At 43.1% G+C, this 13,727-nt stretch carries 10 protein-coding genes, 1 pseudogene and 1 riboswitch; of the genes and pseudogenes, 9 read left to right on the top strand and 2 right to left on the bottom strand.

Annotated features, from left to right (window positions below):
• Positions 1-219 precede the first annotated feature (219 nt).
• The 6 genes from N1I80_RS12100 (at position 220) to hemY (ending at position 7,949) form a co-directional block, all read left to right on the top strand.
• Positions 220-735: a shikimate kinase gene (locus N1I80_RS12100; RefSeq protein WP_340738118.1), complete on the top strand. Its 516-nt coding sequence runs from the start codon at positions 220-222 to the stop codon at positions 733-735.
• A 349-nt stretch (positions 736-1,084) separates the two neighbouring features.
• Positions 1,085-1,176: riboswitch (glycine riboswitch) on the top strand.
• A 139-nt stretch (positions 1,177-1,315) separates the two neighbouring features.
• A complete protein-coding gene (gcvT, locus tag N1I80_RS12095; protein WP_340738117.1) occupies positions 1,316-2,413 on the top strand; it encodes a glycine cleavage system aminomethyltransferase GcvT in 1,098 nt (365 codons plus the stop codon).
• Positions 2,414-2,446: 33 nt separating this feature from the next.
• A complete protein-coding gene (gcvPA, locus tag N1I80_RS12090; RefSeq protein ID WP_340738116.1) occupies positions 2,447-3,793 on the top strand; it encodes an aminomethyl-transferring glycine dehydrogenase subunit GcvPA in 1,347 nt (448 codons plus the stop codon).
• The gene (gene gcvPB / locus N1I80_RS12085; RefSeq protein ID WP_340738115.1) at positions 3,786-5,243 is read left to right on the top strand and encodes an aminomethyl-transferring glycine dehydrogenase subunit GcvPB; all 1,458 of its coding nucleotides are present in this window, start codon (positions 3,786-3,788) and stop codon (positions 5,241-5,243) included. The genes gcvPA and gcvPB overlap by 8 nt, the downstream gene beginning before the upstream one ends.
• A gap of 176 nt (positions 5,244-5,419) precedes the next feature.
• Positions 5,420-6,499 carry a TIGR04053 family radical SAM/SPASM domain-containing protein gene (locus tag N1I80_RS12080; protein ID WP_340738114.1) on the top strand — a complete coding sequence of 360 codons (1,080 nt, stop codon included), beginning with the start codon at positions 5,420-5,422 and terminating at the stop codon, positions 6,497-6,499.
• A 31-nt stretch (positions 6,500-6,530) separates the two neighbouring features.
• Complete coding sequence (hemY, locus tag N1I80_RS12075; protein ID WP_340738113.1) at positions 6,531-7,949, top strand: protoporphyrinogen oxidase; 1,419 nt, start codon at positions 6,531-6,533, stop codon at positions 7,947-7,949.
• 39 nt (positions 7,950-7,988) lie between these two features.
• Here hemY and N1I80_RS12070 read toward each other — a convergent pair whose 3' ends face one another.
• Entirely contained in the window at positions 7,989-9,254 is a 1,266-nt protein-coding gene (locus N1I80_RS12070; RefSeq protein ID WP_340738112.1) for an ATP-binding protein, read from the bottom strand.
• Between the two features lie 68 nt (positions 9,255-9,322).
• The gene (locus tag N1I80_RS12065; protein WP_445683707.1) at positions 9,323-9,652 is read right to left on the bottom strand and encodes a rhodanese-like domain-containing protein; all 330 of its coding nucleotides are present in this window, start codon (positions 9,650-9,652) and stop codon (positions 9,323-9,325) included.
• Between the two features lie 155 nt (positions 9,653-9,807).
• Here N1I80_RS12065 and N1I80_RS12060 point away from each other — a divergent pair, with 155 nt between their 5' ends.
• From N1I80_RS12060 to N1I80_RS12050, 3 genes and pseudogenes are all read left to right on the top strand, one after another.
• Positions 9,808-10,644 (top strand): lipoate--protein ligase family protein, encoded by an 837-nt coding sequence (locus N1I80_RS12060; RefSeq protein ID WP_340738111.1) that lies wholly within the window; start codon positions 9,808-9,810, stop codon positions 10,642-10,644.
• A 182-nt stretch (positions 10,645-10,826) separates the two neighbouring features.
• Positions 10,827-11,621, top strand: a pseudogene (locus tag N1I80_RS12055) (ribonucleotide reductase N-terminal alpha domain-containing protein); the annotation flags it as partial.
• Between the two features lie 306 nt (positions 11,622-11,927).
• On the top strand, positions 11,928-13,709 hold the full coding sequence (locus N1I80_RS12050) for a vitamin B12-dependent ribonucleotide reductase (RefSeq protein WP_445683706.1): 1,782 nt from the start codon (positions 11,928-11,930) through the stop codon (positions 13,707-13,709).
• Positions 13,710-13,727: the final 18 nt, after the last annotated feature.

Below are 13,727 nucleotides of genomic sequence, written 5' to 3'. Positions count from 1 at the left end.
ACAGAACACTTCCGAATGATGCAAAACGACGAAAGATAATCCATCACTCAACCACCAGTTATAAAGGTCGTTCCGAATATTGTAGATTATAGCCGAATTAGAGTGTAAGATAGTCTACAAAGAACTTATGATTCTCTAGAGACATTTTATGTGAACGAAACGAAAAAAACAATGAATCGGGGCGAATAGAACTATTTGTCCTGCTAAGTGGGTGATGAAATGAAGAAAGTGTATTTGATTGGCTATATGGGCTGTGGGAAAAGTGCGATTGGTAAACGGTTAAGCTTTGCGACTAAAATGCCGTACTACGATATGGATACTGAAATCGTGAGGAAAATGGGTATGACGATACCGGAAATTTTCGAAAAATATGGCGAAGAACGTTTTCGTGAGATTGAAACCGAATTTTTGCGTACGTTTCGTGATGAGTTTTGTATCATTGCGACCGGTGGAGGTGTCCCGATGCGTAAAGAAAACCGTGAAATTATGCGACGGACAGGCATTGTCTTTTTCCTGAATACGCCGTTTCGCGATATATGGAGACGGATTGCATCGGATCGAAATCGTCCAATTGTTCAACGCTCAACGCGTGCGGATCTTGAAAAGTTATTTAATGAACGCAAACCGCATTATTTACACACAGCCCACTTTAAAGTCGAAACAGAAAACCGGTCATTGCGAGATATTATGGATTATATTGCGTTCCAAATTCGCAGGCTGAAAGGGGAACTGTAGAAATACGGAAATCAGCAAATGATTTCCGTATTTTCACGATGTAATTAGAGGAATATTTAATTTATCAACCAAAACACGAACGTTTTGGTTGATAAAATTATTTTTGTTCGTCAAAACGACGGTTGATTAAAAACTATTGCGCTTACAGAAATCAAATGTTAAGATATAAGGCGAAAGGGCATGATTGTCCGAATCTTATTCGTATTCTCTTCATTCAGCGAGTTGAATGAAGAGAAGCCTCCGGCGGATGTCATAGATTTTGAAAGGAGTCAATTGAGCAAGCTCGATTCAAAATCTAGCCGCAATTACGCCGAGGTGTAATTGATACTAAAACAATTGAATAACGCGAATGATTGTATGGGGAGAGCACGCACTGGCGTCGCCGAAGGAGCAAGTAACAGCTGTTATGAATCTCTCAGGTAACAAGACTCATACATGACGCATCTCTGGAGAGCGCCGGGATAATCGGCCACCGACGAAGAAAGCCGCAAGGTCAAACTTTCAGGTACAAGGACAGAGGTTCTCTTTTTTTTAGGGGACCTCTGTCTTTTTTTACAAAAAAATTAAGGAGGAATAAGTTATGGCAGATGCATTAAAACGAACAGCACTTTTTGACAGTTATGCTGAGTACGGCGGGAAAACAATCGATTTTGGCGGTTGGGAGTTACCCGTTCAATTTTCTAGCATTAAAAATGAACATGAAGCTGTACGAACGAAAGCAGGCTTGTTTGATGTTTCGCATATGGGTGAAGTTTTTGTCAGTGGGACAGGAGCACTTGCGTACCTACAAAAATTAGTTACCAATGATGTGTCGAAATTAGTAGATGGTCAAGCGCAATACACGGCAATGTGCTACGAGGATGGCGGCACAATCGATGACCTCCTTATCTACAAACGTGGAGACAACGATTATCTACTTGTCGTTAATGCATCGAATATTGATAAAGATGTTGAATGGATGAAGAGTCATGCAACAGCGGATGTCACCATAGAAGACAAATCATCTGACTTTGGACTACTTGCTTTGCAAGGACCCGTAGCACAAGAAGTGCTACAAAAATTAACGGATGAGCCACTGGCGGATATCAAGTTTTTCCGGTTCAAGGAAAATGTTAACGTTGCTGGTCATTCTGTTCTTGTTTCACGGACGGGCTATACAGGCGAAAATGGTTTTGAAATTTATGGTTCACCGGAAGCTATCGTTGCACTTTGGCCTGCTATTCTTGAAGCAGGTGAAGCAGAAGGCGTGATTCCAGCAGGTTTGGGTGCACGTGATACCCTTCGTTTCGAAGCAGGTTTGCCACTTTATGGACAAGAGTTATCAAAAGACATTTCACCACTTGAAACGGGTCTTGGCTTCGTTGTGAAATTGAATAAAGAAGAGGATTTCCTCGGCAAAGCAGCACTTACTGCACAAAAAGACAATGGCGTACCACGTAAATTGATTGGTCTTGAAATGATTGACAAAGGTATTCCACGTACAGGTTACAAAGTATTCCTTGGCGAAGCCGAAATTGGCGAAGTGACAACAGGCACACAATCACCAACGCTTAAAAAGAATATAGGCTTTGCCTTACTGAACAGTGAGCATACGGCTGAAGGTACGGAAGTGGAAGTTGAAATTCGCAATAAGCGATTGAAAGCAGTCATTATTGCAACACCATTTTATAAACGCTAATCCAATAACATGATGAAAAGGGGCTAACTAGACATGAAGCATCGTTACCTTCCAATGACGGAAACCGATCGTGCTGAAATGATGCAAACAATCGGTATTTCTTCAGTAGATGAACTATTTGCTGATATTCCTGAAAAAGTTCGTTTTAAAGGCGAATACAATATTAAAAAAGCAAAATCCGAGACTGCATTAACAAAAGAATTGGCACAAGTTGCTGCAAAAAATGCGGATGCGCGTACATATGCATCATTCCTTGGTGCGGGCGTCTACGATCACTTCAAGCCGATCATCGTTGACCACGTCATTTCACGTTCTGAGTTTTACACGGCTTACACGCCATACCAGCCGGAAATTTCACAGGGAGAATTACAAGCAATATTTGAATTCCAGACAATGATCTGTGAATTAACGGGTATGGAGCTTGCAAATTCTTCGATGTATGATGGCGGAACAGCACTTGCAGAGGCAGGGAATCTTGCGGCAGGTCACACGCGTCGTAAAAGACTTCTTGTGTCTGAAACGGTACACCCAGAATCACGTGACGTTGTTCTTTCTTACGCGTCTGGACAGTCAATTGAGGTTGTGACGATTCCACAAAAAGATGGTGTAACAGATTTAGCAAAACTAGAAGAAATGATGGATGAAGATACAGCGGCAGTTCTTGTACAGTATCCAAACTTCTTCGGTCAAATTGAAGATATTCAAAGAATCGGCGACATTACGCATGACAAAGGTGGATTATTTGTTGTATCTTCCAACCCGCTAGCACTTGGCGTACTGACGCCTCCGGGGAAACTTGGTGCTGATATTACAGTTGGTGATGCACAACCATTTGGTATTCCTGAAGGATTTGGTGGACCGCATTGTGGTTATTTCGCTGTTTCGAAAAAGTTGATGCGTAAAGTTCCGGGACGTCTTGTCGGAGAAACGACAGATGACGAAGGACGTCGGGGGTATGTATTGACATTGCAAGCCCGTGAGCAGCATATCCGTCGTGATAAAGCGACATCTAATATTTGTTCAAACCAAGCGTTGAATGCACTTGCTGCATCTGTTGCGATGACTGCACTTGGTAAAATGGGGGCGCAGGAAATTGCCTACCAAAATATTGTTAAAACACGCTATGCTAAGGATGCATTTGAAAAAGCTGGTTTTGAGGTAGCATTTGGCGGTGCTCATTTCAATGAGATCGTCGTTAACTGTAAAAAATCTGTCAAGGAAGTCAATGCACATCTCTTCACAAAAGGCATTCTTGGTGGCTATGACCTTGGTAAAACATACCCAGCATTTGCGAATCATGCATTGATTGCTGTGACTGAACAACGTACGAAAGAGGAAATCGATGCACTTGTGCAGGAAATGGAGGCCCTTCATGCATAAAGATAATCAGCCGTTAATTTTTGAAGTAACGAAAGAAGGAAGAATTGGCTACAGTCTTCCAGAACTAGATGTACCTGAATTGGATTTGTCAGATTTATTGCCAGCAGCATTTATCCGCGAGGAAGCTGCAGAACTTCCAGAAGTGTCTGAGCTTGATATTATGCGCCATTATACAGCGTTATCTAATCGTAACCATGGTGTAGATACAGGATTTTATCCATTAGGATCTTGTACAATGAAATACAATCCAAAAATCAATGAATCTGTTGCACGTTTCCCTGGATTTGCTAACATTCACCCATTGCAAGATGAGTCGACTGTGCAAGGCGCGATGGAAATCATGTATGATTTGCAAGAGCATCTTGTGGAGATTACAGGAATGGATGAAGTTACGCTTCAACCAGCTGCTGGAGCACACGGTGAATGGACCGCATTGATGATGATTCGTGCGTTCCATGAAGCAAATGGTGATTTCCACCGCACAAAAGTACTTGTTCCAGACTCAGCACACGGAACAAACCCAGCATCGGCAACAGTTGCAGGTTTTGAAACGGTGACGGTGAAGTCAAATGAACATGGGCTTGTGGATCTTGAAGATTTGAAGCGTGTAGTTGGACCGGATACGGCGGCATTGATGCTGACAAATCCAAATACGCTTGGACTATTTGAAGAAGACATTCTTGAAATGGCTGAGATTGTTCACGCTGTTGGCGGGAAATTGTACTATGATGGTGCGAACTTGAATGCAGTTATGTCCAAAGCCCGCCCTGGTGACATGGGCTTTGATGCAGTTCACTTAAACTTGCACAAAACATTCACAGGCCCTCACGGTGGCGGTGGTCCGGGTTCTGGTCCAGTCGGTGTCAAAGCGGACTTGGCTCCTTTCTTGCCAAAACCAGTACTTGTGAAAAAAGATGATGTGTTCACATTCGATTATAATATTCCACAAACGATTGGCCGTGTGAAGCCGTTCTATGGTAACTTCGGCATCTATCTGCGTGCTTACACGTATATTCGTTCAATGGGGCCTGATGGTCTGAAAGCTGTTACGGAATATGCGGTATTGAATGCAAACTATATGATGCGTCGACTTGAGCCTTACTTCGACCTGCCATATAATCGTCACTGTAAGCATGAATTCGTGCTATCGGGTCGTCGCCAGAAGAAATTGGGCGTGCGTACACTTGATATGGCAAAACGACTGCTGGACTTTGGCTATCATCCACCAACAATCTACTTCCCACTAAATGTTGAGGAAGGTATGATGATTGAGCCAACAGAAACAGAGTCGAAAGAAACACTCGATGCATTTTGTGATGCGTTGATTCAAATCGCAAAAGAAGTTGAAGAAAACCCTGAAATCGTTCAAAACGCACCACATACTACGGTCATTAATCGTTTGGATGAAACAAAAGCAGCACGTCAGCCTGTATTGCGTTACACGAAATAAGAATGATATGAAAAAGCACAGCCTCAGAGCTGTGCTTTTTTGTCGTATTTGTGACGGAAAGTTCACAACCTAGCACTTATCTTGTGATAAAAATCACAAGAGACATCCCGATGTAGCACTATGCTTGTAGTGTAGATTTACAGCAAGATACATCATGACTAAAGGGAGCGTTTAAGATGATGTCTGTCAAACAAGAGGTTAATTACGATGTCAATCCATTTATTGTTATATGGGAAGTGACAAGAGCCTGTGCTTTGAAGTGCTTGCATTGTAGGGCAGAAGCGCAATATAAGGCCGATCCACGTCAATTATCATTTGATGAAGGAAAAAAACTAATTGATGAAATCGCTGGTATGGATAATCCACTGTTTGTATTTACAGGTGGCGATCCATTGATGCGACCTGATTTATTTGACCTAGCTAAATATGCAATAGATGAGAAGGGGTTCCCGGTTTCTATGACGCCGAGTGCAACGCCGAAAGTGACAAGGGAAGCCATTCAGCGGGCAAAAGATGTTGGATTATCGAGATGGGCATTTAGTTTAGATGGCTCATGCGCAGAAATTCATGACCATTTCCGTGGTACGAAAGGATCCTATGATCGAACAATGAAAGGGATTGAGTATTTAAAGGAATTAAATATCCCTATTCAAGTGAATACAACCATTTCAAAATATAATCTCCATGACCTAGAAGCGATTGCCGAAAAAGTGAAAGAAATGGGCACGGTACTGTGGAGTACATTCTTCTTAGTGCCAACAGGACGCGGTATGGAGAAGGATATGGTTAGTCCAGAAGAACATGAAGAAGTAATGAAATGGTTATATCAAATTCAACAAAAAATGCCTTACGGTGTGAAAACGACAGAAGCCCCTCACTATAGACGAGTGTTTCATCAGGAAAAACAGCGTTTGGGTGAGAGTGGGGTATCGAAACGATCGGATTTATTAGGACGTGCGCCGAAATTTGTCAATGATGGGGACGGTTTTGTCTTTATTAGTCATACAGGCGATGTGTATCCAAGTGGTTTTTTACCAGTAGTTTGTGGCAATGTGCGTGAGCAATCGCTAGCAGATATTTATCGGAATTCGCCGGTTATGAAGCAATTGCGGGATAAGTCTTTGTTAAAAGGTAAGTGTGGCGTTTGTGAGTTTAAGCATATGTGTGGTGGATCACGTGCGAGAGCTTATGCGATGACGGGAGATTACTTGGAAAGCGATCCTTCTTGCTCGTATATTCCTGAAGCGTTACGCTAAAAAATGCTTAATTCCGAAAGGTGGAAAACCAATGAGGAAAATTATAATTGTTGGTGGCGGAATTACAGGGATGAGTGCGGCTTTTTATACAAAAAAGTGGTTTGACGAGCGGAAAATTCCTGTTGAGCTGACGCTAATTGAAAAAAGTGATACATTCGGTGGTAAAATACGGACATTGCACCGTGAAGGTTTTATCATTGAAAGGGGGCCAGAGTCTTTCTTAGCACGTAAAATGCCGATTATGACGTTGATTAAGGAACTAGGTCTTGAAGACGAGCTGGTGGCGACGAATCCGCAAGCAAGGACGAATTATATCGTACATAAAGGGAAATTGCATAAGATGCCACCTGGACTTATGCTGGGTATTCCAACAGAATTGACGCCGTTTATGAAGACAAAGCTCATATCACCGGCTGGGAAAATCCGAGCGGCCATGGATTTATGGTTACCTAAAAAGAAAGGGACGGAAGATGAATCATTAGGTCATTTCATCCAACGGCGTTTAGGAAAAGAAGTACTGGATCATATTACTGAGCCGTTGCTGGGTGGTATTTATGCGGGGGATACTCATTCGCTAAGCTTGCAGGCCACGTTTCCACATTTTTCAGCTATGGAGAAAACGCATCGTAGTTTGATTGTAGGAATGCTGGCCAATAAACAACAACCGGCACCTAGTGTAGCTGGATTGCCAGAAATTGCGCAAAAAAGTATGTTTTTAACGTTTCGTAAAGGGATGCTGACACTGGTTGAGCGATTGCAAGAACAATTACAGTCGATTCAATTGCTAACTGGGCAAGGCGTACAAGCGATTGTCCAAGATGAGCGGGGCTATGAAGTGCGCTTGGACAATGGTCAACAGCTGCAAGCAGACGGACTCATTATGGCTTTACCGACCCATCCAACGGCAAAATTAGTAGCCGGTCGTTCGTCTTTACGCTGGTTGGAGAAAATTAACTATGTGTCTGTTGCCAACATTGCCCTCGCTTTTGATGCGAAAGATTTTACGTTTCCGTTAACCGGCTCAGGATTCGTTATACCGCGTAAAGAAGGCCGCATGCTAACAGCTTGTACATGGAGTTCTTCTAAGTGGCTGCATACGACGCCAGACGGCAAAATTTTGCTACGCTGTTACGTTGGGCGTGGGGGAGCGGAAGAGTGGATTCACTTATCTGATGAGCAATTGATCGAAGTGGTTTTAAAAGATGTAGAAGAGCTAATGGGTATCCGAGCCAAACCTTTATTTCATGAAATTACGCGGCTCCAGCACTCGATGCCGCAGTATCCTGTGAAGCATGTGGAGGAGTTAAAGAAAGTGAGAGCAGATCTTGCCGTCGATTTACCAGGCATTTACCTCTGTGGGGCTGGTTATGAGGGCGTTGGGATTCCAGACTGTATTCAGCAAGGGAAAGAGGCAGCTGAGCAGCTGATTGAATTTTTACAGGTCCAATGACAATGGGGAGAAGCCGATATGGCTTCTCCCTGCTTCGAGTTAAAACCCGATGGATCCGTCTGGCTCCCAAGTCCCTTTTGTCGAGCGTTTATGTTGTTTTTGTAAATCCTGAATGCGCCGTTCATAACTGATGATCCCATCATAATGAAAGCCGAGTGCTGCGGACATATATAATTCATTGAGCTGTGAAATGGATAATCCCGCCGTTCTTTTTGTCATGTCGTCTAATTGTTCATCCGTGAATAATGATTTTTTATCAAGTTTCTTCAAATAATGCCGTCGAACTTCAGCGTTAGGTGAAGGAATCTCATAGGTGCTGTCAAAACGTCCAGCACGATTAATGAGAGCGGGGTCAATTTTTTCCGGATAGTTCGTTGTCCCAATAATGAACAGCCCAGCGCGTACGCGAGCGCCATCCAGCGTGTTGAGAAACGAACTGCGTGTATGCTCGGGCATCGAGTCGATGTCTTCAATGACAAGGATGGCAGGAGCCATTCTGGCAACTGTATTGAATACTTCTTGAACAGAATAGCTCCCTGTATGCTCCGTAATTTGCCAATAGATAACAGGTGCTGCAGTTGAGCCGGTAATGGAACGGACAAGCGTTGTCTTGCCATTACCAGGTGCGCCGTATAATAAGATGCCTCGTTTATAAGGCAGTCCATATTCCTTGTAAAATGCCCCGCCGTCTTTAAAAAACTCATCAATGGCACGGAATATATCGTTTTTCATCGTATCCCCGAGAAATACATCATCCCGTTCCACTTTTTCTCCATGCTCAAAGCTTTTCTTTTCTACACCATTATCTGTATCCACCAAGTACGTGACGGTTGTTTTCATCATTTCCCGTTGTAAGTGATTGACTTGTTCGATGAACACCTTGACCTTTTCAGCTGAAGAAGCGAAAAATTGAAATTCTGGCCATGTCGAACCATTACTTACAAAGTACAGTAGTTGTGTAAAAGCAATATCAAAATCGGGAAAGTAAATCAATTGGTTTTCAATCGTTTCTGATGTCCGTAAAGTGAAGCCGTTCCCCGAATCGGAGCGCTCTACTTTACCTGTCGGGCGTACGCCGTAGACATGACCGAGTGATTCATAGCGTAATTGCCCTTTTTTCATTAATTCTTCGATGACCAGTTCTGCATGTGCAATTAATTCTTCCGCCTGGATAGTTTGCCAGTCTTGTGCCTGCCGTTCGTTCAATTGTTGGATGATGTGGCGGTTGACTGTCGCGTAGTCCTCGTAAAAGGGAAGTCGATCACGCACATCTGTTTCCAATGGGAATAAAATTGTTTTCTTCATAGGTCGCTCCATTTCTTCAAATCATTTTTGGTAGAAAAAAAGTTCCTCCGGGAGGAAGAACTTTACTATTACTTACTTTTCACTTTACCTGTCCACAGACGGAAACCGCCTTGCAGATGGAATAATTGCTTATAATCTTTTTTCTTTAAAAATAAAGCCGCACGTGCACTTTTTCCACCATTTTGGTCATACAAGTAAACAGGCTTGTCTGATCGGATTTCTTTAAAGCGTTGACGGAACTGGGAGTACGGGATGTTACGAGCACCCAAAATATGTCCCGCATCAAAATCTTTCGTCTCACGTACATCAATGAGCTGCGCTTTTCGATACCCCTCAATAAACTGATCTTGTGTTAAATTCGTAACAGCTTTCCGAAGACGTAGCGCCGTAATGACCATGTATCCAATCAATAGAACTGCAGCGACTCCTAAAATAATTAAATTCAACTTCACAACAACTTTCCCCTTTCTCTCTACTTTTCTATTATAAAGATTTGGTGGCACTAGTTCAATGGGAATGATAAAATGAAATTCGTTGTGAAGGGGGAATTCGGATGGAAAAAACGATTTGGCACTTCATTAATTCGGGGAAATGTAGCGCATCCTTCAATATGGCGCTCGATGAGGCATTGCTGGAATGGCATAGCAAAGGGGAAATTGGCCCAGTGTTACGATTTTACGAATGGCAGCCGGCAACGTTATCAATTGGTTATTTTCAAAGTGTTGACAAAGAAATTGATATGGATCAGGTGAATAAGTATGGCCTTGGATTTGTGAGACGTCCGACTGGAGGACGTGGAGTTCTCCATGAACATGAACTTACATATAGCGTGATTGTATCGGAGAGCTATCCCGATATGCCTGAAACGGTGACGGAAGCTTACCGCGTGATTTCCGGTGGGGTGCTAGAGGGGTTTCGTAACTTAGGCCTTGATGCACAATTTTCAGTTCCTGAAACGGTCCAGCAAACGGATGATTTGAAAAAGCCAAAAAGTGCGGTGTGTTTTGATGCACCGAGCTGGTATGAGTTGGTTGTTGAAGGAAAGAAAGTAGCAGGTAGTGCGCAGACGAGGCAAAAAGGTGTCATTTTGCAGCACGGTGCGATACTTTTAAGTCTTGACGAAGATAAGCTTGTTTCCTTATTCAAATTTAAATCGGAAGAACAGCGTGATCGTATGCGTGTTAGTTTGCCGGAAAAAGCGGTGGCGATTGATCGGTTAATGGACCGGACCGTGTCGGTTGGGGAATGTGTCGAGGCGTTTGCTGAAGGATTTGAGGAGGCGCTTGATATGCAATTGGAGCCATTGGAATTGAGCGTGCAACAGCTTGAATTTGTTAGGGATATTGAACGAAAAAAATATGCCAATGATGAGTGGACGTTTAAGAAGTGAGTCTGTAACTTTTGGGCTGTTTTTTATAGTGTAAGTAAGTGAAATGGCGTGAATTAAGAGATTGTTGAAAAATGTAAAAAGCGTTGATATTGAAGAGTGATTCAATATGTAGTAGATTGAAAGGAATAGTCGATACAATATCTTGTGTTGGCTGGATTAATTTTATAAAGGAGGATGCTTGAATGGTCATCGTTTCAAAGCATCAAGAACCAATTCTAGACAAGGTGCAGCTAAATGCAGATATTGCAAAATTCCCGCAAGTACATCCGATTACGGATGATATGAAAATCGAACATAGCGGGGTATCTAGACTTGTTATGATCGATAGGTATTCGTTTAAGGATACGGAAAAGAAGACACTTCAAGCTGGTGATTTTGTTGTTTTGACAGTAAAAGAGGATCCAAAATTCCCGGCACGTGGGCTTGGATTTATCACAGCAATTGATGAAAAGAATGGCAAGGTGGATATTTGGATTGAAAAAGAATTCCGTTCTGCCATTGATAGTCCGGAAGAGCAGGAAAAGGGTATCATTACACGTCCAATCGATGTGATTGAGAAACCACTTGAAGTGTTCTATGAGCAAATTGCGAAACGGAATGCGACGGGGTTAGCGTCTGTTGAAACGACGGAAGACAAGCGCAAGGCATCGTTTAATCGTTTTTATGATCAACTGTCTGAATTGAACTTTATCCCGGCAGGACGTGTGTTGTATGGGGCTGGATCGGATACGGAAGTAACGTTTTTCAACTGTTATGTGATGCCATTTGTAGCGGATTCTCGCGAAGGTATTTCGGATCATCGTAAACAGGTGATGGAGATTATGAGCCGAGGCGGCGGTGTTGGAACGAATGGTTCGACATTACGACCACGCAACACATTAGCACGCGGCGTGAACGGCAAATCGTCTGGGTCAGTATCATGGCTCGATGATATTGCGAAATTGACACATCTTGTCGAACAAGGTGGATCAAGACGTGGTAAATTAGAATTGTGTGCCTCGTCTATAAATAAACCTCGTGAATTGCTGGAATCTCTTTGATGGCTTGTCAGCTACAACGTAACTGGAAACGGTAAGCGTGAATGCTTGAAAATGACAAGTGGATAAAGACAATCAGCAGCCAAGCTCCTGTAAAATGGAGAAGGTTCAACGGCCATCGAAAGCACGCGTAGTTAGCGGAAGCGAGTAGAGTAGGGGTTAAGCAACTCCGAAGCGCGAGGATGCTCATAGTGAGTATAAGATATGGTCTGAACGTCTAAGGTGACTTAGAGAGTTGATGTAGCGATTCAACGTAACAAATCGGCACAAATGATTATGTTGGCGGATTGGCACCCTGACATTTACGAATTTATCATCTCGAAGATGCAGAATCCGCGGATTCTTCGTTATCTTCTGGAACATACGGAAGACGAGCTGATTAAAAAACTCGCCAGTGAAAAACTGAAATTTAAACCGCTAACTGTACAAGAAGAAGCGATGTATCAAGGTCTATTAAATTACCGGGCAATCCCGGGTATGGGCGGCTTCAACGAGGCAATCATGCGAGATGCTGAAACGAAATTACGCGATGGTGGGACGTATTCCGTACACAATTCGGAATTCCTCACAGGCGCAAATATTTCTGTCACACTGACGGATGATTTCATGAAAGCTGTCGAACAAGATGCGGATTATGAGCTAAGATTCCCAGCAGTTGAGAAATATTCACCAGAAGAAATGGCAACTTACAATGAAGAGTGGCATAAAGTTGGAGATGTTCGCGAATGGGAGCGTCAAGGATTCGCTGTACGTACCTACCGAACAATTAAAGCACGAGCGCTCTGGGATTTGATTAATATCTGCGCAACGTATTCTGCAGAACCAGGCATTTTCTTTATTGACAATGCGAATAATGAAACAAATGCAAAAGCATACGGCCAGCAAGTCGTAGCAACAAACCCGTGTGGTGAACAACCTCTTGCGCCATACAGTGTTTGTAACCTTGCTGCTGTAAACCTTGCTGAATTTGCAGATAAAGAAACAAAAACGGTCAACTATGAGAAGTTGAAAGAAACAGTAAGGGTTGGTGTTCGCATGCAGGACAACGTCATCGACGCGACACCTTATTTCCTTGAAGACAATAAAGTACAAGCTCTCGGCGAACGTCGTGTTGGACTTGGTGTGATGGGTCTTGCTGACTTACTGATTTATTGTGAAAAAGAATACGGTTCAGTAGAGGGCAATGAGCTCGTTGATCAAGTATTCGAGGCAATTGCTACTACGGCATACCGTGAATCTGTCGAGCTTGCAAAAGAAAAAGGGAGCTTCCCATTCCTCATCGGTAAATCGGATGAAGAAACAGCAGCTCTCCGCAATGCATTCATCAACACAGGCTTCATGAAAAAAATGCCGGAGGATATCCGTCAATCGATTTTAGAACATGGTATCAGAAACTCACATCTTTTAACTGTTGCGCCAACTGGATCCACAGGAACCATGGTCGGCGTCAGTACTGGGTTGGAACCATATTTTTCCTTTACTTATTATCGCAGCGGACGCCTAGGGAAATTCATCGAGGTGAAAGCCAATATTGTAGAGGAATATTTACAACGCAACCCTGAAGCAGATCCGGACAATTTGCCGGAATGGTTCATCTCTTCGATGAGCCTGGCACCTGAAGCACATGCAGATGTACAGTGTATCATTCAACGCTGGATTGACAGCTCAATCTCCAAAACAGTTAACGCACCACGCGGCTATACAGTCGAGCAGGTTGAAAGCGTCTATGAGCGTCTATATAAAGGTGGAGCGAAGGGTGGTACTGTCTATGTAGATGGTAGCCGTGACTCGCAGGTGTTGACGCTGAAAGCTGAAGAGAACGACATGGATACAAATTTTGTAGAAGAAGTGATTGAACAGCCGAAAGTTGTACTGGTCAACACGATTCAAGACTTACGATCGACCAATGTCACAATTGGCTCAGAAGTCGGAGATACATGTCCGGTTTGTCGTCAAGGCACTGTCGAAGAAATGGGCGGCTGTAATACGTGTACAAACTGTAACGCACAATTGAAATGTGGTTTATAAGTAAATGAAAAGGGAAGG

Origin of the sequence: Sporosarcina sp. FSL K6-3457, from assembly GCF_038007285.1 — a bacterium.
Classification (GTDB): domain Bacteria; phylum Bacillota; class Bacilli; order Bacillales_A; family Planococcaceae; genus Sporosarcina.
Note: the sequence above shows the minus strand (reverse complement) of the source record. Positions and strands in the feature narration are given on the sequence as shown.